Source organism: Ornithinimicrobium cryptoxanthini (assembly GCF_023923205.1).
GTDB lineage: Bacteria > Actinomycetota > Actinomycetes > Actinomycetales > Dermatophilaceae > Ornithinicoccus > Ornithinicoccus cryptoxanthini.
In genome coordinates this window covers 1,053,928-1,077,507 of sequence record NZ_CP099490.1, presented here as the reverse complement: position 1 = coordinate 1,077,507, position 23,580 = coordinate 1,053,928, and the positions used below count along the sequence as shown (strand labels likewise).

Sequence of the window (23,580 nt, the reverse complement as noted above, 5' to 3'; positions counted from 1 at the left end):
TCGCAACGGAGTATGGTTCACTGGGTGCGACAGTTGAAATCGGGGTCCGCCATGGCGACATACCCGGCAGACGGACCGGCCGCCGCGCCAGTCCCCGAGACGATGTGAGGCACCGATGGGCACCGGAGGGGCGGTCGAGTCGACGAACGGGCGCGGGGGGCTGGGGACGGTCCGCAACGCGGTGCGTCTCCTCGAGCTGCTGGGCGAGGGCCCGGCCTACCAGCAGCTCACAGATCTGGCCGAGCGCTCCCAGATGTCGATCCCGACGGTCCACCGCCTGCTGCGCTCGCTCGTGCTCGCCGACCTGGCGGTTCAGGACTCGCAGACCTCCCGCTACGGCCTGGGGCCGGAGCTGACCCGGCTGTCCAACCACTACCTGTCCCGACTGCCGCTGCTCGGCGCGCTCGGGCCCTATCTCTCCCAGCTGCGCGACCAGCTCGACAGCACAGTCCACGTCGCGACGCTGGTGCACGGCGAGGTGGTCTACATCGACCGCGTCGACGGCGCGGACCGCGGGCCCTACCGCGACACCCACCGGGTCGCACCCGCCCTGTCCACGGCGGGTGGCCGTCTGCTCGCCGCGCGCGGGAGCGATGAGTCCTGGCAACGGGCGCTGGACCGGGCCAGCGCCCTGGACCTGGTCGCTGCGGAGGCGACGAAGGCCCGCGGGCAGTGGGCGGGAGCAGACTTCCTGGCGCTGGAGCCTGACGACCCGACGGTCTCGGCGGAGGTCGCCGTGCCCCTGGTCGACGGACAGGGCACGACCGTCGCCGCCCTGGCCGCCAATGTCGACAACACCTCGGACACGGAGCGGGTCGCCAAGATCGCCAGCCATCTGGCCCGCGCGTCCCGGGCCGCAGGGAGGACACTGGGTCATGCCTGAGCAGCCGCTCCCCACCGCCTCCACCGAGACCACCCGTTCCCAGCGCGTCCCGGCCACCACGCACGGCGCGCTGCGCACTCCCCCACCCCAGAGCTGGGTCGCCGTCGCCGACCTGATCACGTTCGACACGCCATACTCCGACCTCTGGCAACCCGGCGAGCGCTCCGGCCGGTGGTTTGCCGGCGCCAGCCTCAACCTGTCCGTCAACTGCCTCGACCGGCACCTGGCAGAGCGGGCCACCCAGGTCGCCCTGCACTGGGAGGGCGAGCCGGGCGACCAACGATCCATGACGTATGCCGAGCTGCACGAGCAGGTCTGCGCCCTCTCGCGCGCGCTGCGTGGGATGGGCGTCGGCATCGGGGACCGCGTGGGCCTGCACCTGGGGTGGCTGCCCGAGACCGTCGTGGCGATGCTGGCCTGCGCCCGGATCGGGGCGGTCCACACCATCGTGCCCGCACCGCTGCCGGTCGAGCCCCTCGCCGACCGGCTCGACCTGCTGGACCTGAAGGTGCTCTTCACCCAGGACGGTGCGTGGCGGCACGGGACGGTGCTGCCACTGAAGGCCCGCGCCGACGAGGCGCTGCTGGCGGGCGGCTCCGTCGAGCACACCATCGTGGTGCGCCGGACCGGCATGGACGTCGCCTGGTTCGAGGGCGACCGGTGGTATCACGACCTGGTCGCCACCACCCGCCCCGGCCAGTCCGCCCCCGACTCCGGTGACGCCACCGCCGCGGTGCCGCTCGACCCGGACCACCCGATCGCCACCGTGCCGCTCGCCAACAGGGGCGGTCAACCGGTCTCGGTCGTGCACGGCACGGCCACCATGCTCGCCGGCGCGCTCGCGGTGCACCGGCGGCTGCGCACCGGTGGCGTCTTCTGGTGCGCCGGCGACATCTCCTGGGCCGTCACCCAGTTCCACGGGATCTATGGCCCGCTGGCGTTCGGGGACACGACGGTGATGTATGAGGGGACGCTCGACGTCCCGAACCGCACCCGGGCGTGGGACATCATCGCCCGCTATGGCGTCGAGACGATGGTCACCAGCCCGTCGGTGGCCCGCACCGTGCGCGGCTGGGCGCGCGAGCTGCCCGAGGTCTCGGCGATCCCCTCGCTCCGGCGGGTGGCCACGGCCGGCGAGCCGGTCGAGGAGGAGCTCGCACGGTGGCTCGCCGAGGCGTTCGGCTCCGGCGACCTTGAGGTGGCCGACGCCTGGGGCCAGCTGGAGCTGGGCGGCATCGTGCGGGTCACCAGCACCACGGCCCACTCATCGGGCACCGTCCCAGAGGACCAGGAGCTGCCCGACTGCGGCCTCGACATCGTGGACCACGACGGACGCTCGGTGCCCGACGGTGAGGTCGGTGAGGCCGTCCTCCACCTGCCCTGGGCGGGCACGATGGTCGGTGTCGGCGGCTCGCAGGCTGCTGTCGCCGAGGCCCACTGGACCCGTCACCCCGGCACCTACGCCACCGGGGACCTGGCGCTGCGCGAGCCGTCCGGACATGTGGCGTTCCTGGGCCGCACCGACGACGTCGTGTCGATCTCTGGCCAGCTGGTCTCGCTGCGCGAGGTCCGGGAGGTGCTGGTCGAGCACCCCTACGTGTCCGGTGCCGAGGTGACGTGGCGCAAGGACCCCGAGCTCGGGCGTGCGCTGATCGCTGCCGTGTCGCTCTCCACCCAGGTGGGGGCGGAGCCGGACCTCGACGCCGTCGCGGTTGAGCTGATGGACGCGGTCCGCGAGGTGATGGGCGGGCTGGCGAGGCCGCGCGCGCTGCTGGTCGTCGACCGCTTCGGCGACGAGCTCGGCCGCACCGAGCGGGCCCGCGCGATCGCCACGCTGGCCACCGCCGACCGTGCGGGCTCGCCGCGGCAGGTCACCTGGGCCCAGATCCTCGCCGCCGCCGGGCAGTAGCCCCGCACTGGCTTGGGCAGACCGCCCCGGTGAGCCGAGTAGCGTCGGCGTCATGACCTCCGCGAGCCCGTCCCGCCCGCTGACCATCCGCAACGTCCGCCCGTGGGGTGGCCCTGCGGTCGACCTCGCCGTGGCTGATGGCGTGATCAGCGCGATCACTGCCGTTGATGCCGGCGACGCGGCTGGCCGCGACGACGTCCTCGAGGGCCGCGGACGGCTGGCCCTGCCGACGTTCACCGACGCCCACTGCCACCTGGACTCCAACCGGGTCGGTCTGCCCCTCCGTCCGCACACCGGCGGTCCCGGAGTCTGGACGATGATGCTCAACGACCGGGCCCACTGGCGCGAGGCGGAGGTGGGCATCACCGAGCGCGTGACCAACCTGCTCGGGCGGCAGATCGCGCACGGCACCACGACCGTACGCTCGTTCGCACAGGTCGACACTGATGCCGGCCTCGAGCGGCTCGAGGCTGTGCTCGCCGCGCGCGAGACGCACCGGGACCGGGCCGAGGTGCAGGTCGTGGCGTTCCCCCAGGCCGGGCTGCTGCGTGAGGAGGGGTCCGCTCAGGTGCTCGAGGACGCCCTGCGCGCGGGGGCCGACGTGGTCGGCGGCATCGACCCGTGCACGCTGGACCGCGACCCGGTGCGCCACCTCGACATCGTCTTCGGGCTGGCCGAGAAGTTCGGCCGACCGGTCGACATACACCTGCACGAGCCGGGCGACCTGGGCCTGTTCAGCGCCGACCTGATCATCGAGCGCACCCTGGCGCTGGGCCTGCAGGGGCAGGTGCTGATCTCGCACGGCTACGCCCTGTTCGACGACCCCACCAGGGTCGACGGTCTGCTCGAGCGGCTGGCGGAAGCGGACATCGCGTTGGCCTCGGTCGCTCCCGGTGGCCGGTCCCGGCTGCCGGTCGACCAGCTGACCGCTGCCGGCGTGCGCGTCGGGCTCGGACAGGACGGCCAGCGCGACTACTGGTCGCCCTACGGCAACGGCGACATGCTCGACCGCACCTGGCAGCTCGCCTTCACCCTCGGCTATCGGGCCGACGCCCTGATCGAGCACGCCGTGGCCGTGGCGACCCGCGGCGGCCGGTCCATCGTCGACCCCCAGGTCACCCGGCTGCGCGCCGTCGACGATCGTCCTGGTCTGGCGGTCGGCGACGCTGCGGATCTGCTCCTGCTCCCGGGTGAGACCGTGACCTCGGCGGTGATGGACCGCCCGGACGACCGCACGGTGCTGCGCGCCGGGCGCGTCGTGGCCGACCGCCTGCAGCTGGTCTGACCGGCCAGGGCGAGTCAGACTCAGCCGGCCTGGGCCAGGGCCAGCGGGAGGACCGCCTCGGCACCCGCGAGCCGGAGCGCCCGCGCGGCGACCGTCATCGTCCACCGCGAGTCGATCAGGTCATCGACCAGCAGCACCGGTCCCTGCAGACGGGCGAGCTGCTGGGCCAGCTCGGGTCCCACAGTGAGCTGCTCCCAGACCGCGGCCAGCCGGAAGGCGCTGTTGCCCCCGGACTCCCCAGTCGGCCCGCCGTTGGGGGCGCTCAGCTCCCCCAGATAGGGCAGTCGCCCCAGCTCGCTGATGCGCCGCACCAGGGAGCCCACCAGCTCGGGGTGGCTGCGCGAGGGCACCGAGACGATCGCCACCGGTCGCTGGGCCCAGTCCCAGTCGGCCAGCGCCTTGGTCACCGCGTTGACGATCTGGTCGGGCACCGGCGCGTCCGGTCCCTGCACGAGCTCGCGGACCCGCTGACCCCAGCCGAGGTCGGAGACCCGCGCCAGGACCCGGCCCCGCTCCATCGCCTCGCCCGACGGGATCTTGCCACGCACCGGCACCCCGAGCCGGTCCATGCCGGTGGGCCACTGGGCCCGTGGCTCGACCGGCACGCCCACCCGGGACAGCTGGCCCATGGCCCGGTCGACGGCCTCGGCCGGGATATCGGTGGGGTACCACGCTTCCGCACACCGGTCGCAGCGGCCGCAGTCCGCAGCGGTCGGGTCGTCCAGGCACCGCTGCAGGAAGGCCATGCGGCACCCGTCGGTCCGCTGGTAGTCGAGCATCAGCTGCTGCTCCCGCTCGCGTGCCTCCGCCACTCGGGTGTAGCGCTCGGCGTCGTAGGTCCACGGCTGCCCGGTGCCGGTCCAGCCGCCCTGGACCTTCTCGACCGCGCCCTCGACATCGAGCACCTTCAGCAGCAGCTCCAGCCTCGTGCGACGCACGTCGACGAGAGTCTCCAGCGCGGCGGTCGACAGTGGCTTGCCCGACCCCGCGAGCGCGGTCAGCACCGCGTCGGCCTGCTCCTGGCGCGGCATCGCTGCCGAGGCGAAGTAGGCCCAGATGTTGCGGTCCTCGACCCCCGGCAGCAGCAGCACATCCGCGTTGTCCGTGGCGCGACCGGCCCGGCCGACCTGCTGGTAGTAGGCCACCGGTGAGCTCGGCGCCCCCAGGTGCACGACAAAGCCGAGGTCGGGCTTGTCGAACCCCATGCCGAGGGCGCTGGTGGCCACCAGCGCCTTGACCTCGTTGTCCCGCAGTCGTCGCTCGAGCTCCAACCGGTCTGCGGGGTCGGTGCGCCCGGTGTAGGCAGCGACCTGGTGTCCCGCCGAGCTCAGGGTCGCGGCCAGGTCCTCGGCGGCGGACACGGTCAGGGCATAGACGATGCCGCTGCCGGGCAGGTCACCCAGGTGGGCCAGCAGCCAGGCGATGCGACGCTCCGGGGTCTCCATCTCCAGGACGCCGAGACGCAGCGAGGCCCGGGCCAGCGGCCCGCGGATCGTGCTGACCGCACGGACGCTCCCGTCGCCGCCGACGGAGAGCTGCTCCACGACGTCGTGCACCACCCGCTCGTTGGCGGTGGCCGTCGTCGCCAGCACCGGGGTGTCCGCCGGCAGCCCCGCCAACAGGGTGCGGATCCGCCGGTAGTCCGGCCGGAAGTCGTGTCCCCAGTCGCTGATGCAGTGCGCCTCGTCGACCACGAGCAGCCCGCAACGGGCCGCGAGGTCGGGCAGCTGCTCCTCTCGGAAGCGCGGGTTGTTGAGGCGTTCGGGGCTCACCAGCAGGACGTCGACGCTGTCGTCGGTCAGCTGCTGGCGCACCGAGCCCCACTCCTCGGCGTTGGCGGAGTTCATCGACACGGCAGTGATCCCCGCCCGCCGGGCCGCCTCGATCTGGTCGCGCATCAGCGCCAGCAGCGGCGAGACGATCACGGTCGGTCCCGCGCCCGCGGCCCGGCGCAGTGCGGTGGCCACGAAATAGACGGCCGACTTGCCCCAGCCGGTGCGCTGCACGACGAGGACCCGCTCGCGCCGGTCCACCAGCGCCTGGATCGCGTCGAGCTGTCCCTCCCGGAACTCCGCGTCGTCCCGGCCGACCAGTCGCCGGAGTGCCTCGTGTGCCTGCTCGCTCATGAACCACACGCTACGGGCCGTCACCGACAGGACCGGCGCCCCGTCCACAGGCTCGAGTCCGGCGTCATCCTCCAGATCGACACCACAACCTCCTTCCTGCCTCCCGGACCATCCTCTGGGCCGACGCGGACCACCCTCGGTCCTCCCTAGGTTCACTGTGAGCCCCACACCACACCGGGGCCGGGGTCGGACCACCACAGATCGTGTCCGGTCCGCCCACGTCCCACCAGGAGTGAAGATCGTGACCCGCACCCGCGTAGTCCTGTCCGCCGCCATCCCGCTGCTCGCCCTCACCGTGACCGCATGCGGCACCGGTGAGACACCCACCGTCGAGACCGTCACCGTCAGCGCGGACCAGGCTCCGGCCACCGCCGCCCCCGCCGCCCCGGCCGACTCCGGCGTCAGCACCGCCAGCCCGGCCGACGCCGGCTCCCTGATCACCACGCACCTGGAGGCCCAGCCCGCAGTCATCCAGATCCAGGCCGCCGGTGGCATGCGCCACCCCGAGTTCGGCAACTACGTCGGCGGCGGCAGCGGCAGCGGGTTCCTGATCGGCTCCGACGGTCTGGCGGTGACCAACAACCATGTGGTGACCGGGGCCGCCACCCTGGAGGTCTTCATCGGCGGCGACACCACCCGCAGCTACAACGCCCGCGTCGTCGGCGCCTCCGAGTGCAACGACCTGGCCCTGATCGACATCAGCGAGCCGGAGCCACTTCCCTATCTGGGCTGGTCGCAGGAGCCGATCTCGGTCGGCCAGGAGATCTATGTCGCCGGCTTCCCGCTCGGCGACCCGGAATACACCCTGACCCGCGGCATCGTCTCCAAGGCACGTGCCGCCAGTGAGGAGCTCACCTGGGCCTCGGTCGACCACTCGCTGGAGCACGACGCCGCCGCCCACCCCGGCAACTCGGGCGGCCCGTTGCTCAACACCAGTGGTCAGGTGACCGGCATCCACTTCTCCGGCTACCTGCCCGAGGACATGGTCCGTCAGCAGTACGCGATCGACCACACCCTCGCCCAGGAGGTGGTCTCCCACCTGCAGGACGGGGACTACGAGTCGCTCGGCGTCAACGCCATGCCGGTGTATGACGCCTCGCTCGACGTCACCGGCCTGTGGGTCAGCGGGGTCAAGGCCGGCTCACCGGCGGCCCGGGCCAAGGTCGTGCCGGGCGACATCATCACCCACCTGAACGGGCTGCCGATGGCCCCGACCGGCACCATGGCCGAGTACTGCGACGTGCTGCGCACCTCCGGGGAGGGCACCCCGGTCTCCATCGAGGTGCTGCGCTGGGACACCGGTGAGGTGCTGCGCGGTGAGCTCAACAACCCGATCCAGGAGGACGCCGCGATGGTGCCGGTCATGTCCTTCGTCGAAGAGATCGGTGACGAGGTCGCCGCGGGCAGCGGCGAGTCGGCCGAGGCCTACACCTACGAGACCGTCGTGGACGACACCGACTCGATCCTGGTCGAGGTGCCCACCGAGTGGTCCGACCGGGTCACCGCCGTCTCCGTCGACACCGGCGAGCCGTTCATCCAGGCCGCGCCCAGCATCGAGCGGCTCAACACCACGTGGACGGAGCCGGGTCTGATCTACACGGTCACGGACACCACCGAGGACCTCGAGGGGCTGATCGAGCGCATGGACTTCGCCGCGGACTGCGCCGACGACGGGCAGTCGGACTACACCGACGGCCTCTACACCGGCTACTACCACCGCTACAGCGACTGCGGTGGCTCGGGCAACCAGGTGGTCGTCCTGGCCGCCACCCCCAACGACGGCTCGTTCACCGCCCTGCTGCTCCTGCAGATGATGCACGAGCGCGACGTCCTCGCCCTCGACCACGCCTTCGCCACCTTCAACTACTACACCGACTGAGCGAAGACCCGACGCAACCGCCGCACCCGGCACATCGGCATACGCCCGTCGTCCCCGCCAGACCAACCGGTCCCGTGTCATGCGCCCCACCCCAGGGAGTCCTAGGGTGGGGCGTGTGTACTGGGACGACTACGACGCAGCCCTGTTCGACCTCGACGGGGTCCTGACCCCGACTGCCGAGGTGCATATGAGCGCCTGGGCCCGGATGTTCACCGACTTCTTCGACGCGCAGGGGGTCGGCGAGCCCTACACGGAGGACGACTACTTCGCCTACATCGACGGGCGGCCGCGCTACGAGGGCGTCGCCGCCCTGCTGACCGCCCGCGGCATCACCCTGCCGCAGGGCACTCCTGAGGACCCGCCCGACGCTCAGACCGTCAGCGGTCTGGGCAACCGCAAGAACGAGCTGTTTACCCAGGTACTGCGCACCGACGGCATCACGGCGTATGCCGGGTCGCTGGCCCTGATGGACCACCTCGAGCAGGTGGGGGTCGCGATGGCGGTCGTCTCCTCGTCCAAGAACGCCCCGGAGGTGCTGCGCGCGGCCGGGATCGCGGACCGCTTCCCGGTCGTCGTGGACGGCGTGGTCGCCGTGGAGCAGGAGCTGCCGGGCAAGCCGCGACCCGACACCTATGAGTATGCCGCCAAACAGCTCGGCGTTCCCTCGTCCCGGTCCGTGGTCCTGGAGGACGCGCTGAGCGGGGTGCAGGCCGGGGCTGCCGGAGACTTCGGTCTCGTCGTGGGGGTCGACCGGGGGGCCGGTGAGCCGGCGCTGCTGCGCGCGGGTGCCGAGGTGGTTGTGCAGGACCTGGCCGAGCTGATCGGAGAGCCGCGATGAGCTTGCGCGAGACCGACCACGGGCTCCATGAGCGAGCGCTGGTCTCACCGGCCACCGACCCGATGGACCGCACGAGGTTCCCGGTCGACGAATGGGCCCTGGTCGAGTCGACCTATGACGGCACCGACCTCGGCGTGACCGAGACCCTGTTTGCTGTCGGCAACGGCTATCTCGGGCTGCGCGGCAACGTCGAGGAGGGCCGCGACACGCACACCCACGGCACCTTCGTCAACGGCTTCCACGAGACGTGGAGCATCCAGCACGCCGAGGACGCCTACGGCCTGGCGCGGGTGGGGCAGACGATCGTCAACGTGCCGGACCCCAAGGTCATCAAGCTCTATGTCGACGACGAGCCGCTGCTGCTCGCCCAGGCCGATCTCGAGCACTACGAGCGGACCCTGGACTTCCGCGACGGGCACCTGCGGCGCGAGCTGATCTGGCGCACCTCGTCCGGCAAGCGCGTGAAGGTCACCACCACCAGGATGGTCTCGTTCACCGAGCGTCACCTGGCCGTGATGACGATGGACGTGGAGATGCTGGACGGCGACGCCCCGATCGTGATCTCCAGCCAGGTGCTCAACCGGCAGGACGGGTTCGACGAATACCACGTGCGCGCCGCCGCCATGGGCGAGGGCGACGACCCGCGCAAGGCGCAGGGCTTTGACCGCCGCGTCCTGGACCCGCAGGCCCACTGGGTGAGCGAGGGACAGGGACGCGCCGTCCTCGGCTATGTCTGCCACGAGTCCCGGATGACGCTGGCCCTGGCCATCGACCACGCGATCGAGACGGACAACGAGTTCGACGAGGAGGTCATCGCCGAGGAGGACAGCGCCAAGAGCGTCTTCCGGATCAAGGCCAGGGCGGGGCAGCCGATCCACCTGACCAAGTACGTCACCTACCACACGTCCCGCGGCGTCCCGGTGCGTGAGCTCACCGACCGGTGCCAGCGCACCCTGGACCGGGTCCGGGCCGAGGGGGTGGTCCACCTGCGCGAGGACCAGCGCGCCTGGCTGGACGACTTCTGGGGACGCGCCGACGTCACCACGCCCGAGCAGCCGGCCGTGCAGCAGGCGATCCGGTGGAACCTCTTCCAGCTGGCCCAGGCGTCCGCGCGGGCCGAGACGAACGGCATCTCGGCCAAGGGGGTGAGCGGTTCGGGCTACAGCGGGCACTACTTCTGGGACACCGAGATCTATGTGATGCCGTTCCTGACCTACACCTGCCCGCAGATCGCACGCAACGCGCTGCGCTTCCGCCACCAGATGCTGGACGCGGCCCGGACCCGGGCCCGGGACATGTCGCAGGCGGGCGCACTCTTCCCGTGGCGCACGATCAACGGTGAGGAGGCGTCGGCCTACTTCGCGGCGGGCACCGCGCAGTATCACATCAACGGCGACGTGGCCCATGCCCTGGTGCAGTACGTCCGGGCCACCGGCGACCGGGTGTTCGAGCTCGCCGAAGGAGTGGACATCCTGGTCGAGACGGCCCGGCTGTGGGCCGACCTGGGCTTCTGGGCCACCAACGGGGACAACACCTTCCACATCCACGGGGTCACCGGACCCGACGAATACACCACCGTCGTCAACGACAACCTGTTCACCAACGTGATGGCGCGGGAGAACCTCTTCCACGCCGTCCGGACGGTCACCGAGCTGCGGGCCTCTGACCCGCGGGACTACGCGCGAGCAGTGCAGCGGCTCGGGTTGCGGGACGAGGAGGTGATCGAGTGGCAGCGTGCGGCAGATGGGATGTTCATCCCGTATGACGAGTCTCTGGGGGTCCATCCGCAGGACCTGCACTTCCTGGAGCGGGAGGTGTGGGACCTGGCCAGGACCCCGCAGGAGAAGCGACCGCTGCTCCTGCACTACCACCCGCTGGTGATCTACCGCTTCCAGGTGCTGAAGCAGGCCGACGTGGTGCTGGCCATGTTCCTGGGCGGGAAGTTCTTCACGCTGGAGGAGAAGCGCGCCAACTTTGAGTACTACGACCCGATCACGACCGGCGACTCCACGCTGTCCGCCGTGGTGCAGTCGATCGTGGCCGCAGAGGTCGGATATCACGAGATGGCCCTGCGCTACTTCTACGACGGACTCTTCGTCGACCTGGCCGACCGCCAGGGCAACACCGCAGACGGGGTGCACGTGGCCTCGACCGGTGGGGTCTGGGCGGGCCTGGTCTCCGGGTTCGGTGGCATGCGGGACCACTGGGGCGGGCTCCAGTTCGACCCGCGCCTGCCGCAGTCGTGGCCCGAGCTGGGCTGGCGGATGAGTTGGCTCGGGTCGCGGCTGCACGTGGTCGTGCGCTCCACCGAGATCCGCCTGCGCGTCGAGGACGGCGCCCCGATCGAGGTCGAGGTGCGAGGCGAGGAGTTCACCGTCGGCTCCGAGGAGGTCGTGGTCCCGCTGGACGGCATGGGCCCCAGCATCCACGGTGTGCTGCCCCCGACCCCAGTTGTGGGCGGCTACACCCAGGAGGGGCAGCGGATCATTCCAGCCACCCCGCGGGGCTGATCCGGGGCGACGAGACGCCTGTCGGCGCCGGCTCGACCTGGTGCAGAAGATGGCATCACTGTGCCCCGTGAGAGGACGTTTTGGCTCTCAGTGTGATCGACTGGACCTATGAACGAAGCCACCGTCCCCTCCTCCGAGCCGTCCGACCCGGCCGCTTCGGCGCAGCGCGACCTGCCTGCCGAGAACGAGACGGACCGTCTCGCTGCCCAGGTCACCGGACCCGAGGACCAGGTCGGGATGGCCGCTCTGTGGCGCGTGACCATGGGCCTGGACCACTGGTGGTTCATCGCCGTCGGCGACACCGGCGCCGAGTCACCTGCCGCGGCTGAGATCGATGGGCAGCTGATGCTGTTGGCGTTCACATCCTCGGAGCGAGCTCGTGACTTCGCGGTGCGCCAGCAGATGATCGGCCCGGACGAGGACCTGCACGCCATCGCGCTGCCGCCGACTGAGGTTGTCGAGTCCAATGAGACCTACACGGCCGCTGACATCCACGGCCTGATGTTCGACCCGCACATCAGTGGCTACTTCATCCCCAGCGAGCAGCTGCCGGTCGTCTGGGAGGCTGTGACCAGCCCCGCCGACCAGGCCTGATCAGCGCACCGACGAGCCCGATCAGCACAGCGACCCCGCCCGATCAGCACACCGACCCCGCCCGACCAGCACAGCGACTGCGCGGAACCGCTCAGGGCTGGGGGATCTGCAGGACCGTGCCGGCCTGGACGTCCAAGGAGTTCATCTCGTTGGCCAGTTGGATCTGCACGATCGCGCGGTCCATGGGCAGCTCCGGCAGCTCGGCCACCGCGACGTGTGACAGCGTCTGACCCGGCTGCACCACGACAGTGTGGCTGCCTGCGGCCATCGCCGGGAAGACGCCCATCGCGGCCGCAATCACCACCACCAGGGCACCGGCCACGGTGAGAGTCATGAGCAACCGGGCACGGCGGGTCAGCGTCAACGGGGTCCCGGCAGGGGCCCGCATCGCCCCCGTCTGAGGCAGGTCGTCTGCCGTCACGAGCCGTAGGTGGCCGCGCCCTGAGCTCCGGACGCCCGGCGCGGGCGGGAAGTCCCGGTCCATCAGGTCAGGTGCCGTCAGGTCATGCAGTGCGATGGCGCTCATGGTTCCTCCATCTTTCCGTGTCCCGAACGCTTGTCCGTCGGACGCTTGTGTCATTTCTAGCACAGCCGTACGACTGTTGTCGACACGCCACGTCGAACTGGTGTTTGCCTCGGCGTTCGAATGCTCGTACGATGTGCTCACGTCAAATACCTAACCAGGGACCACTGACAGACCCCCTGACCTGCAGTTCCAGGGAGTCGCCAGGGAGCGAGAGGGGCAACACGATGGCTGACATTCACGAGATGCCGGACCGGGACGGGCGAGCGGACCTGACTCCCCGCCAGGAGAAGGTGCTGCACGTGATCCGCGACTCCGTGGACCAACGCGGCTACCCGCCGAGCCTGCGCGAGATCGGCACGGCGGTGCAGCTGGCCTCCCCCTCGTCGGTGGCCTACCAGCTGCGCATGCTGGAGCGGAAGGGCTATCTGCGCCGCGATCCCAACCGTCCGCGCGCCATCGAGGTCGTCCTGCCGGGCTCCGGTGAAGGTCAGGCACCGGGCTATCGCCGGACGCCGGCAGCCGAGGAGGCCACTGCCTCAGGTGCGGAGATCTACGACGAGACCGGCATCGGTGACGCACGCCCTGCCGCGTCCTACGTGCCCGTCCTGGGCCGGATCGCGGCCGGTGGACCGATCCTGGCCGAGGAGGCCGTCGAGGATGTCTTCCCCCTGCCCCGTCAGATCGTCGGTGACGGTGAGCTGTTCCTGCTCAAGGTGGTCGGTGACTCGATGGTGGAGGCGGCCATCTGCGACGGCGACTGGGTCGTGGTGCGTCGTCAGGACGACGCGATCAACGGCGACATCGTCGCGGCCATGCTGGACAACGAGGCGACGGTCAAGACGTTCAAGCGCACGGACGGCAAGCTGTGGCTCATGCCGCACAACGAGGCCTACGACCCGATCGATGGTGACGACGCTGTGGTCCTCGGCAAGGTCACCGCAGTCCTGCGCCGGGTCTGAGCACGCGCAGGAACACCTTTCCCTGGTGACGTGCTGTCCCAGACCGGTGCCACCTGGCAGTCCTCCCCCCTCCCCGCCAGGTGGCACCTAGCACGACGACAGCGCCGTCCGACCCGATGGTCGGACGGCGCTGTCGTGTGTAGGTGCTGTCGTGCGTGGGGCGTCAGGGTTCAGAGGGCGCTTCGTGCCTGATTGAGGCGCTCGCGCTCCTCGTCCGACATCTCGGTGCCGTCCCGGTCAGGGCGGTAGCCCTCGGGTCCGAACACCTCCGGCTCACCGGTCTCGTCGACACCGGCATCGGTCCCGGCCGCGAGCGTGCTCTCCTCATCGGTGACCTCGCCCGCGTGTGCCTCAAGTTCCTGCGCCTCCGCCGCCTGCGTGTCGTCCGTCTGCGTGTCGTCCGGACGCGTCAGCCCGTCAGCCGGCTGCTCCACGTCGGAGGCAAAGGCAGCCGGCGGGGTGGTGCCGGTGATCGGGTCGCCCGTCTCCGCGCCGGGGGTCTCGTAGGCCGTGGTCGAGACGTCTGCGGCATAGCCCGCTGAGGCAGCACCGCCAACCGCCGCCCCGGCAGCACCGAGACCGCCACGGTCGTCCTGGGGGTAGCCCGTGCCGGTCTGGGACTGCGACCCGCTCACGACGCCGTCGTCCGCAGCAGCTGCGTCCCCGCCCTGCTGGTCCTCGATCCGCTCGAACTCGCCGTAGTCACCGGTCGTCGACCCGATGTCCGGGCCGGAGTCAGCCGTCACCGGCTCGACCGTGCCGAACTGCTCACCGTCCATCGAACTGCCAGCGGCCGAGTCCGCGGGCTCACCACGTCCCTCGTAGGCGGCCGCGTGGGCTGCTGGCTGGTCGGGTGTGTAACCCGAGCGGTTGGCATCTGTCGGCTCCTCATCCGCCGGGTCGGAGCTGGGCATCGCCCACGGCTGCGACGTGGGTGCTGCAGGCTCCTGCTCGGCAGACCAGTCGGCGTCACCGGCGGGGGTGGCCTCCTGGAAGACGCCCGACTGCGCGTCGCCACGATCCGCGTCTCCGTCCCGGTCCTCGGCGCCGGTGGTAGTGCCCGACTCGGTGAGCGAACCGCTCCCCAGGTCGTTGCCGCTGTCGCCGACTCCCGCACCGGTCGTCACGTCGTCAACCCCGGGCGTGGTGTATTCGGAGGTCACTGCGCCGTCGCGAGCCTCCTCGGTCTGACTCTCCTCGGTCGGGATGCCCTCGGTCCGCGAGCTGGTCATGTCCTGGGCAGTCTCATCACTGCCGAACATCGCAGTGCTGTCGGGCGCGCCAGCGCTGGCCTGGTCACCGGTCGCTGCGCCTCGATCGACCCCGTAGTAGGAGAAGAGGGTGGACTGCTGGCTGTCGTCCAGGTGATCCTCGGCGTCCACACGCGGGGAGTCCTTGACCTGGTCCTTGGTGTAGGGGACCTGGATGTTGCCGTCCGCCACGTTGGCGTCGTTCAGGGGCACAAAAGACTCCCGCAGCCCGAAGAGCCCGCTCTTGACACTGGCCCACGCCGGCTGCCCAGTGGCGTCGTCAAGGTAGATCTGCCCCACGCTGCCGACCTTGTCACCATTCTGGTCGATCACATCGGCGTCGGTGAGACTGGCAAGGTGTTCGCTGTTGATGGGCACGTGCACTACTCCTTGCTCGAAGAGTCCCCGGACCCAGTGCCAGGGATCGAGTCGAACGTATCCCGCCGCCTGAGCACGCGCCACCCGAGTTGACCGGGGGAACTGCCCCTAGGCATCGACAGTCTCGGGGGCGAGGAGGCCGAGCGCCTGCGCCCGGTTGACCGCGCTGAGACGATCGCCCACGGCTAGCTTGTCGTAGATGTTGCCCAGGTGACGGTGCACCGTCCGCAGTGAGCAGTCGGCGACACGCGCGATCACCGCGGCAGTGTGGCCGTGGGCCAGGAGCTGCAGGACCTCGATCTCCCGGTCGGTGAGCTTCAGGAGATCCCCTCCCCCGTCGCAACTGTCCACCTCGATCGCGATGATGCCAAGGACAGCAGAGGGTGTGGGCCGAGACAGCTGGAGGAGCTTGCCGAGGCCGGCAACCACAGGTTGCACGCTGGCCAGCAGTGCCAGGTTCTGGTCGGTGAAGTCCTCACCGCTGCGCCCGAAGACAAAGGTCACCAGTCCGGGGCCGCCATAGATCGGCAGGTGTGCGAACTGGTCGACGCCCAAGGTCTGCAGGGCCTCCGCTCTGATCGCCGACTGCTGCCAGTCGGCCTCGCCGTAGGCGCGAGCGGCACTGGTGGGAGCCAGATTGCCGGTCACCACCGGCCGGAGCAACGGCCGGGACAGCTGGCTGCGGATCTGCTTGGACATGCCAGCGTTCACCGCCGTGGTCCCGCCGATGACCTGGATCACGAGGCGTGGGGCATCCGCGCGGACGAGCAGGCCGACGCTGCAGTCCAGCGCGGGAAGGAGCAGGTTCACGATCGCGCCGACGCGCTCCTCGATGCCCTCGGGCGCGTGCGAGGCGGCCGTCACCAAGTCAACGGCAAGCGTGTATGGATCACGAGTCCCCAGCACCACGCTATTGTGGCGCACTTTACCCGGACTGTAAATGCCCTATACCCCAACAAAACGCTTAGGACACTCGAAAATCACCGTGCCAGCGCTGCGAGCAGGCCGGATCAGGTCAGTGCGGACGCGACGAGATCGACGTCAGCGTCGGTGTTCCAGACGTGGAAGGCGAGACGCACCCGGCCCGCACGGCTGGCGCAGCGAACGCCGGCGGCCTCGAGGCGTGCCGCGCGTGAGCCGTCCGCATCATCGAGGGTGACGACGGGCCTCGCGCAGGGCTCCTCACCGAGCCTGTCCCGAAGTGCATTAGCGAGTCGGATGTCATGGTCACGGACGGTGGCAATGTCCAGCCCGGCAAAGACCTCACCTGCCGCCGCGGCGCCGACCCAGCACAGCCAGGCCGGGGAGACATCAAAGCGTCGAGCATCAGGCGCCAGGGCCATCTCGGGGCCGTAGCAGGAGTCCCAGACCGACTGCCCGGCATACCAACCCGCATTGTTGGGCGTGAACCGCGCGGCCACCTCCGGCCGGACCGTGAGATAGGACGTGCCCCGCGGCTCGCAGAGCCACTTGTAGGCCGAGCACACCGTCAGGTCGAAGTCGGCGGCACTGACGGGCAACCACCCCGCCGCCTGGGTGACGTCGCACAACGTCAGCGCACCGTGCCGCGCGGCCGACTCCGTGATGGAGGTGACGTCGGCCAGCTCGCCGGTGCTGGACTGCGCCAGGCTGAAGGCCACCAGGTCGGTCGATGGGCGGACCGCTCCCGCCAACTCCGCGAGCGGGACCTGGCGCACGGTGATCCGCGGCTGCTGCGCCAGGAAGGGGAAGAGCATGGAGGTGAACTCGCCTGTCACACATAGGACCTCAGCCCCGTCGGGCAGGGACGTGGCAACCGTGCCGACATGGACGGAGGTCTGCGACCCGATCGCCACGGCACTGGCTGGCACGCAGACCAGGTCGGCATACTGGGCACGCGCGCGCTCTGCCGCCTCGCCATAGGCGACCGGACAGCCCTCCCCCGCCTGCCAGCTCACCAGTGCCTGTTGCATGGCCTCGATCACGGCCCGCGGTGGCAGCCCGAGGGTGGCCGCATTGAGATAGCCAGGCACCGGCGCCCAGAGCTCGGCCGCCGACTCCACGATGTCGAGGCGGTCCGTCACAGTCGTCATCCTCCCACTGTGACGGACCATACCGAGTTACACAACGCCATACTTGACGCTGTTTGAATAACTTCTAGTGATGTCTCACTCCATCAGGTTGCCGAGGAGGCCGCCTCCCTTGGAACCGCTGCTCTCCTGATGGCCGCCGGTGACGACCCCCTCCGACGGCTGGATCAGCACATAGCCCTGACCCCGGAAGGCCATCTGGACCATCTCGCCCGTCCCGCCCCGCACCAGGGACTTCAGGCCACCGGCGTCGATCTTGATGTCCATCTGGACCCCGGAGGTCCACAGCACCACGGCCTGCGCGTCACCGAACGTGGGCGCGCTGGCGACGTCGAGCGCGACCGGCTCCCCGTGCGTGGTGACTGCCACATAGCCGGTGCCCCGCAGTGAGACGTTGTAGAGGCCGCCTGCCATCATGCCGCCGCGGGCCTGGACGCGGTGGATGTCCCACTCGATCGACGCGGAGAAGGCGAGCACGCTGTTGCCGTTGACCGAGATCGTGTCGTTCTCGAGATAGAACACCTGGATGTCGGCGGCGTCCTGCCCGAGAAAGAGCTCCCCCTCCCCGGTGCACTCCATCATGTCGACGCCCTCGCCGGTCACGGCCGACTTCAACATCTTGTTCAGGCCGCCCGAGCCGCGGTTCTTGAAGCTGATGCTGCCCTGGTAGGCGACCATCGATCCGGTCTTGGCCCACACCGGGCCGTAGGCCATGGAGACCTTCAACAGCTTCTTGTTCTGCTGGACGAACGGGTCCGTCGACTGGTTCTCCGCGTGCTCGTTGAACAACTTCCCATGAATCGCCATGCAGTGCTCCCTCGTCGTGGCCGACCCCCCACAGGTCGGCGCTCAGTCCCCCGACGGACTGTCGGAGGTGTCCATGCCTGGCTATGCTCGCAGTCATGGGATTCCTGGACAAGGCCAAGGCCGCGGCAACTGATCTCGCGGCCAAGGCGGACACCGCGATCACGCAGGCCTCAAGCAATTGGAGCGGTGCCGGCGGTGGAAATGCCGAGCATCTGCTTCGCGACTACGGCCTGCTGACCTGGCGCGAGCAGCACGGTCAGCCCGTGGACGCGGCCGAGTTCGCCCGCGTGCGCGAGGCGCTGCAAGCACTGGACGGCGAGGGGCGTCTGCGCGACCTGCCGCTGCAGACGAGCCCACCGCCTCCCCCGCCGAGCTATCAGACGCCACCACCTCCAGGTGGCGCGGCGAGCCCGCCGCCTCCGGGTGGCCAGCATGATGCCCCGCCCTCGTCAGGTGACCTCTCGTCGCCTCCGCCGTCGGGAGGCAGCCCGACCCCGCCGCCGCCTCCTCCCCCTCCGCCCGGGTTCTGACCCAGCCGCGCCACTGGCACACCTGCCCCGCGGCATACGCCAGACACGGCGCGGCATAAGTCTCGGTTATCGTTAGCCACATGTTTGATGTAGCTGGCTTGCGTGTCATGCGGGCCATCGCGGCCGAGGGGAGTTTCACCTCCGCCGCGCGGTCGCTGGGCTACACCCAGCCCGCGGTCTCCCAGATGGTGCGTCGCCTGGAGCAGCGCACCGGAACCGTGCTCGTCGAGCGCCACGGCCGCACGGTCCGCCTCACCGAGGCCGGCGAGGTGCTCGCCCGCCACGCGGTGCAGGTGCTTGCCGCGCTGGACAACGCCGAGGCCGAGGTCGCGGCCATCGCCGGGCTGCAGAGCGGCCGCGTGCGACTCATGGCCTTCCCGTCCTCGTCGGCGACCCTGGTCCCCAAGGCCCTGGCCAGCGTCAAGGCGGCCCACCCGGGGGTCACCGTGAAGTTCTCCGAGGCCGAGCCGCCCGAGTCCCTGGCTGCGCTGCGAGCCGGCCTGTGCGACCTCGCCGTCGCCTTCACCTATGACGGCACCGACGCCGGCCGGGGCGAGGACGACCTCGAGGGCCTGGAGGTCATCGACCTGCTGACCGACCCGGTCACGGTCGTGCTGCCGGCCGACCACCCGCTCGCCGGGCAGGACGTCGTCGCCCTCACCGAACTGGAGCACGAGCAGTGGATCGCGGGCTGCCCACGCTGTCGCGGCCACCTGCTCAGCCTCAGCGACAAGGCTGGCTTCCAGCCCGAGGTCGCCTTCGAGACCGAGGACTACGTCGCCGTCCTCGGCCTGGTTGCCGCTGGCCTCGGAGTCGCGCTGGTCCCGCGCATGATCCTGGCCTCCGTGTCCCACCCGGGAGTGCGCGCACTGCCGCTCGAGCCACGCTCGAGCCGCTCGGTGCAGGTGGTGACCACCTCAGACCTGTTGCGTGTCCCGGCAGTGCGGGCCACGCTCGACGCCTTGTGCGTCAGTGCCCGAGAACTCGACCTGGCCGAGCCCGTGGCCAGCCTTGGCTCCTGAGACCCCGCTCGTGACCTCACCGATCCTGCTGCCTCCACCGAACCCGGTGGACGAGAGCGCCTATCGGTCGTTGCGCGACCTGGTGGCCGCCGGCGGTGTCACCGCCCTGACCGGCGCCGGCATGTCGACCGCCTCCGGCATCCCGGACTATCGGGGACCGGACGGCTCCCGCCGGGTGCAACCGATGCAGTATGCCGAGTTCCTGGCGTCGGCGGAGAACCGTCGCCGCTACTGGGCACGCAGCTATGTGGGGTGGGCCAGGTTTCGGTCCGCCGGGCCCAACGACGCGCACCGGGCGGTTGCCGCTCTGCAGCAGGCGGGTTGCCTCGAGGAGCTGATCACCCAGAACGTGGACGGTCTGCACCAGGCCGCCGGGTCGACCGACGTCATCGAGCTGCACGGCAACCTCACTGACATCGTCTGCCTGAACTGCGAGGAGCGGTTCGAGCGCGGTGAGGTGCATCGGTGGATCGCGGAGGCCAACCCTGGCTTCAGCGCGGACAGCGACGAGATCCGCCCCGACGGTGACATCGTGCTGGCTGCCCAGGACTTCGCCGACTTCCGGCTCGCGCGCTGCGTCACCTGCGGCTCGGACCTGCTCAAACCCGACGTCGTCTTCTTCGGCGGGTCCGTGGCCAAGCCGCTGGTCGAGCAGGCCTACCGCGCCGTCGAGGCCGCGGACGCGTTGTTGGTGCTCGGCTCGTCGCTGCAGGTGATGAGCGGGCTCCGGTTCGTCAAGCGCGCCCACGCCCTGGGCATCCCGGTCGCGGTCGTCACCCGGTGGCCCACCCGAGGCGATGAGTGGGTCACGCTGCGCATCGACGGCCTGTTGCAGGACGTGCTGCCCAGGTTGGTCGAGGACTGTCTGCCGTCCTAGCCGGGCGGACTCAGCCTGGCCGCGCTATCGGCGTGCGCTCACCGCCAGCTGGCCCTCGTCCAGCACCACGGCATAGGTCCCGTCCAGGTCGGTGCGCAGCACCACTGTGCCGGTCTCGGCCAGCAGGGACAGGGCCGTGCGGCTCGGGTGGCCAAAGGTGTTGTCCTCGCCCACCCCGATCAGGGCGACGGTGGCACCGACACCGGTGACCAGGCCGTCGTCCTGGGCTGCGCTGCCGTGGTGGGCCACCTTCAGGACGTCGAAGCGCTCACCCGCGACGGCCCTCCGGACGCCGCGAGCCGCCTCCGGCTCGATGTCGCCGGTGAACAGCATGCGGACCCCGTCGACCGTCAGGTCCAGGACCACGCTGCCGTTGTTGGCCCCCCGCCCGAGATCAGGCTCACGGCCGCCAGGGGTCGGTGCACCTCCCCCGGGGCTGATGGACGGACGGCTGGGCGGCCAGACCACCTGCGCCCTGACCCGACCGGCGTCGCCCCAGACGAGCTGGTCGCCGGAGGTGACGGCATACGTCGGGATGTTCTCGGCCTGCAGACTGGCCAGCACCCGCTCGGCATCAGCTGGCGGGTCGCGCACCGGAGTGACATAGGCGGCCGCGACCGGGACCTGCCCCAGGACCGCGTCGAGGCCACCCACGTGGTCGGCGTGGAAGTGGGTCAGCACCAGGGCATCGACCTGACGGACCCCGAGCAGGTCGAGGCACGCCCCGAGCAGACCCGGATCCGGGCCGGTGTCGATCACCACCACCCGCCCCGGGCCGGTCGGCACGAGGAACGAGTCCCCCTGCCCCACATCACAACCAGCGACCACCCAGTGCTGCGGGGGCCAACCGTGCCGCCCGGGCGTCGGCCACAGCAACGCGAGGCCGACCAGCAGCAGGGACCACGCGACTCGCGGGTGACGACCGGCCTGCCAGCGCAGCCAGGGACCTGTCGCGAGGACCGCGACCGTCAGGGCCGGCAGGCTGGCCGCACGACGGGAGGAGCTCAGTGCGATCAGCCCGACGACTCCCATCGCGCCGGCCCGCAGCACGCTCGGCTCGGGGCGGCACAGCAGCACGAACCCCACGAGGGACAGCAGAGCGATCAGGGGTCGCCAACGACGGGGCACGCCGCACCAACCGCAGAGCAGCACGGCGGCCCCCAGCACGATCGCGACGTTGGAACCACTGACGGCGCTCAGGTGTGACATGCCGGTGGCGAGCATCGCGTCCTTCAGGTCCATCGGGGTGAGCGAGGTGTCGCCGATCACCAACCCGGGGATCAGGGCACGGGCGTCGACGGGCAGGGGGTGCACGGACTGCCGCAGACGCTCACGGACGTGCTCGGTGCCGGACAGGACGAGCCCTTGTCGTGAACTCGCACCGGGCGGGTCGAGAGGGGTGAGGACACCCACGACCGAGTCCCCCTCGTCGGGTGGGCCGAGGCGGGCGCGGGTCGTCACGGTGCTGCGCCACGAGACGTCCTGCCAGGTGTCATCGGCGAAGACCACGACCGGCGTGCTGACCCGGCTCACCTCGCCCCGGGCCTCGATCTGCCGGATGCGCAGCTCGAAGATGACCAGGTCCGGTCGCTCGTCCCCGCGGGTCACCAGTCGCGGCTCGGTCAGCACCGTGCCGGTCACGGTGACGACGGCCCGTTCCTGCGCCAGGTCGGCCACGGGTCCGACCTCGTCGGAGGCCCGGTGGGCTGCACCCGCGATCAGGACGAGGGCTGTGGCGGCGCAGCTGAGCGCGGTGAGGCCGCCGAGGTGGTGCCAGCGCAGGAGGCGGCCTCTGGACCGGAACCGGACCACCAGCCCGGCAGCCGCCAGGGCGACCAGCCCAGCCGTTAACTGAGTGCGGGCGTCATGGACGACGAGCACGACCATCGTCGCCCACGCGATGAGCGCCGGGCACAGCAGCCGCAGGTCGAACGTGGGCGGACTCGCCTGGTCCTCATCCGGTGGGCTCGGCTGTCCCCCGGGAGGCGTGGTCGGCTGGCCCCGGACGGCCGTCGTGTCGCCCATCAGAGGCTGATGTGCGGCAGGAGCTTGTCGAGCGTGGCCTCACCGATCCCACTGACCTCGAGCAGCTCATCGGTGGTGCTGAACCGGCCGTGCTCCGTGCGCCACTGGATGATGGCTGCGGCAGTCACAGGCCCGACACCGGGCAGCTCCTCCAGCGCCGCCTGGTCCGCGCTGTTGAGGTTGACCTGCACGCCACCGCCCGCTCCTGAGCCTCCTCCCGCTCCGCCTGCTGGTGGCTGGCCGGGTGGCCCACCGGGATCCGACTCGACCAGATCGGGCACGTCCTCCCCCGGACGCGGCACCCACAGCCGCTCGCCGTCGCCCACCGGCCGGGCGAGGTTCAACCGGGTGGTGTCGGCCTCGGCCGTGAACCCTCCCGCAGCGTCGACGGCGTCCTGCACGCGCGCACCGACCTCGACCTGCACGACCCCTGGCGCCCGCACCGCGCCGTCGACGTGGACGAGGAGGGACTGCGGCTCGGCGGTGGTCGCCTGCGCTCCACCTGCACCCGGTGTGCCGGTCGCCCCCAGCGCGGGTGCCTCCAGCGCCTCGTGAGTCAGTGGCTGCGCAGCACCCTCCGCGAGCGGTCCAGCGGGGCCCGAGGTAGTGGCCGCAGGTGCGATCGGCACAGGCTGACTCGTCCGCTCCGCCCACCACCACCGCACGCCGAAGATGGCCCCGACCAAGAGCACCACGACGATGACCGCCACGACCGCCCCAGGCCGGACGCGGACGTCCACCGACCGGAGCGACGCGGGCACGGTGAGCACCCGTGGGCCATCGTCCCCGTCACGATGGCGGCCCGTCGCGGGCTCGGACGGCAGCCACTCGCCGCCGCGCACCAAGGGCTCCCCACCACGCTCGCTCTCGCGGTCGAGGTCCAGCGAGCCGTCCTCCCACGACCCGTCGCCCGTCTCATCCTGCTGCGACCTGTCATCTTCACCACCACGTCGCTCCCGGGTCGCTCGCTCGAGCAGCGCGGCCAACCGATCCTGCTCCGCCATACGAGCACGTTAGGAAGAGCGGCCATCCCACAAGCCAGCGCGGGGCGAGGCTGTGGACGGCGCGATGGCGTGCGGCGCACCTGTTGACGGTGCCACCTGCAAAACCACT

General features: G+C 70.6%; 19 protein-coding genes. 11 read left to right on the top strand and 8 right to left on the bottom strand.

Annotated features, from left to right (window positions below):
* Nucleotides 1-115: 115 nt before the first annotated feature.
* Genes NF557_RS05080 through NF557_RS05070 form a run of 3 tightly spaced genes read left to right on the top strand, consistent with a single transcriptional unit; the run spans nucleotide 116 to nucleotide 4,077 of the window.
* On the top strand, nucleotides 116-883 hold the full coding sequence (locus NF557_RS05080) for an IclR family transcriptional regulator (RefSeq protein WP_252622265.1): 768 nt from the start codon (nucleotides 116-118) through the stop codon (nucleotides 881-883).
* A complete protein-coding gene (locus NF557_RS05075) occupies nucleotides 876-2,792 on the top strand; it encodes an AMP-binding protein (RefSeq protein ID WP_252622263.1) in 1,917 nt (638 codons plus the stop codon). The genes NF557_RS05080 and NF557_RS05075 overlap by 8 nt, the downstream gene beginning before the upstream one ends.
* 52 nt (nucleotides 2,793-2,844) lie before the next feature.
* Entirely contained in the window at nucleotides 2,845-4,077 is a 1,233-nt protein-coding gene (locus tag NF557_RS05070) for an amidohydrolase family protein (RefSeq protein ID WP_252622261.1), read from the top strand.
* A gap of 20 nt (nucleotides 4,078-4,097) precedes the next feature.
* Here NF557_RS05070 and NF557_RS05065 read toward each other — a convergent pair whose 3' ends face one another.
* Entirely contained in the window at nucleotides 4,098-6,203 is a 2,106-nt protein-coding gene (locus tag NF557_RS05065) for a RecQ family ATP-dependent DNA helicase (RefSeq protein WP_252622260.1), read from the bottom strand.
* A gap of 241 nt (nucleotides 6,204-6,444) precedes the next feature.
* Here NF557_RS05065 and NF557_RS05060 point away from each other — a divergent pair, with 241 nt between their 5' ends.
* The 4 genes from NF557_RS05060 (at nucleotide 6,445) to NF557_RS05045 (ending at nucleotide 12,024) form a co-directional block, all read left to right on the top strand.
* Nucleotides 6,445-8,082, top strand: a complete 1,638-nt coding sequence (locus NF557_RS05060; protein ID WP_252622258.1) for a S1C family serine protease — start codon at nucleotides 6,445-6,447, stop codon at nucleotides 8,080-8,082.
* Nucleotides 8,083-8,161: 79 nt separating this feature from the next.
* Entirely contained in the window at nucleotides 8,162-8,920 is a 759-nt protein-coding gene (locus tag NF557_RS05055; RefSeq protein WP_306254873.1) for an HAD family hydrolase, read from the top strand.
* Nucleotides 8,917-11,430 (top strand): glycoside hydrolase family 65 protein, encoded by a 2,514-nt coding sequence (locus NF557_RS05050; protein ID WP_252622255.1) that lies wholly within the window; start codon nucleotides 8,917-8,919, stop codon nucleotides 11,428-11,430. Before NF557_RS05055 ends, NF557_RS05050 begins: the two co-directional genes overlap by 4 nt.
* A 108-nt stretch (nucleotides 11,431-11,538) precedes the next feature.
* Complete coding sequence (locus tag NF557_RS05045) at nucleotides 11,539-12,024, top strand: hypothetical protein (RefSeq protein WP_252622253.1); 486 nt, start codon at nucleotides 11,539-11,541, stop codon at nucleotides 12,022-12,024.
* 91 nt (nucleotides 12,025-12,115) lie between these two features.
* On the opposite strand, the gene NF557_RS05040 is transcribed toward NF557_RS05045, so the two are convergent.
* The gene (locus NF557_RS05040) at nucleotides 12,116-12,550 is read right to left on the bottom strand and encodes a LysM peptidoglycan-binding domain-containing protein (protein ID WP_252622251.1); all 435 of its coding nucleotides are present in this window, start codon (nucleotides 12,548-12,550) and stop codon (nucleotides 12,116-12,118) included.
* A gap of 224 nt (nucleotides 12,551-12,774) precedes the next feature.
* Between NF557_RS05040 and lexA the strand changes: the two genes are divergently transcribed.
* Nucleotides 12,775-13,509, top strand: a complete 735-nt coding sequence (gene lexA, locus NF557_RS05035; RefSeq protein ID WP_252622249.1) for a transcriptional repressor LexA — start codon at nucleotides 12,775-12,777, stop codon at nucleotides 13,507-13,509.
* Nucleotides 13,510-13,679: 170 nt separating this feature from the next.
* On the opposite strand, the gene NF557_RS05030 is transcribed toward lexA, so the two are convergent.
* The 4 genes from NF557_RS05030 to NF557_RS05015 all read right to left on the bottom strand — a co-directional run bounded on the left by NF557_RS05030 (nucleotide 13,680) and on the right by NF557_RS05015 (nucleotide 18,013).
* Complete coding sequence (locus tag NF557_RS05030) at nucleotides 13,680-15,137, bottom strand: PRC-barrel domain-containing protein (protein ID WP_252622247.1); 1,458 nt, start codon at nucleotides 15,135-15,137, stop codon at nucleotides 13,680-13,682.
* Between the two features lie 108 nt (nucleotides 15,138-15,245).
* Nucleotides 15,246-16,001, bottom strand: a complete 756-nt coding sequence (locus tag NF557_RS05025; RefSeq protein ID WP_252622245.1) for a helix-turn-helix transcriptional regulator — start codon at nucleotides 15,999-16,001, stop codon at nucleotides 15,246-15,248.
* A gap of 146 nt (nucleotides 16,002-16,147) precedes the next feature.
* Nucleotides 16,148-17,209, bottom strand: coding sequence for an aminotransferase class V-fold PLP-dependent enzyme (locus NF557_RS05020; protein WP_252622243.1), 1,062 nt, complete (start codon nucleotides 17,207-17,209; stop codon nucleotides 16,148-16,150).
* 75 nt (nucleotides 17,210-17,284) lie between these two features.
* On the bottom strand, nucleotides 17,285-18,013 hold the full coding sequence (locus NF557_RS05015; RefSeq protein ID WP_252622241.1) for an AIM24 family protein: 729 nt from the start codon (nucleotides 18,011-18,013) through the stop codon (nucleotides 17,285-17,287).
* 95 nt (nucleotides 18,014-18,108) lie between these two features.
* Here NF557_RS05015 and NF557_RS17525 point away from each other — a divergent pair, with 95 nt between their 5' ends.
* The 3 genes from NF557_RS17525 (at nucleotide 18,109) to NF557_RS05000 (ending at nucleotide 20,442) form a co-directional block, all read left to right on the top strand.
* Nucleotides 18,109-18,543 (top strand): hypothetical protein, encoded by a 435-nt coding sequence (locus NF557_RS17525; RefSeq protein ID WP_256840878.1) that lies wholly within the window; start codon nucleotides 18,109-18,111, stop codon nucleotides 18,541-18,543.
* Between the two features lie 80 nt (nucleotides 18,544-18,623).
* Nucleotides 18,624-19,565 carry a LysR family transcriptional regulator gene (locus tag NF557_RS05005; RefSeq protein ID WP_252622239.1) on the top strand — a complete coding sequence of 314 codons (942 nt, stop codon included), beginning with the start codon at nucleotides 18,624-18,626 and terminating at the stop codon, nucleotides 19,563-19,565.
* 10 nt (nucleotides 19,566-19,575) lie between these two features.
* A complete protein-coding gene (locus NF557_RS05000) occupies nucleotides 19,576-20,442 on the top strand; it encodes an NAD-dependent protein deacetylase (RefSeq protein ID WP_252622237.1) in 867 nt (288 codons plus the stop codon).
* 24 nt (nucleotides 20,443-20,466) lie between these two features.
* On the opposite strand, the gene NF557_RS04995 is transcribed toward NF557_RS05000, so the two are convergent.
* Nucleotides 20,467-22,467 carry a ComEC/Rec2 family competence protein gene (locus tag NF557_RS04995; protein WP_252622235.1) on the bottom strand — a complete coding sequence of 667 codons (2,001 nt, stop codon included), beginning with the start codon at nucleotides 22,465-22,467 and terminating at the stop codon, nucleotides 20,467-20,469.
* Entirely contained in the window at nucleotides 22,467-23,471 is a 1,005-nt protein-coding gene (locus NF557_RS04990; protein ID WP_252622233.1) for a helix-hairpin-helix domain-containing protein, read from the bottom strand. The genes NF557_RS04995 and NF557_RS04990 overlap by 1 nt, the downstream gene beginning before the upstream one ends.
* Between the last annotated feature and the right edge of the window lie 109 nt (nucleotides 23,472-23,580).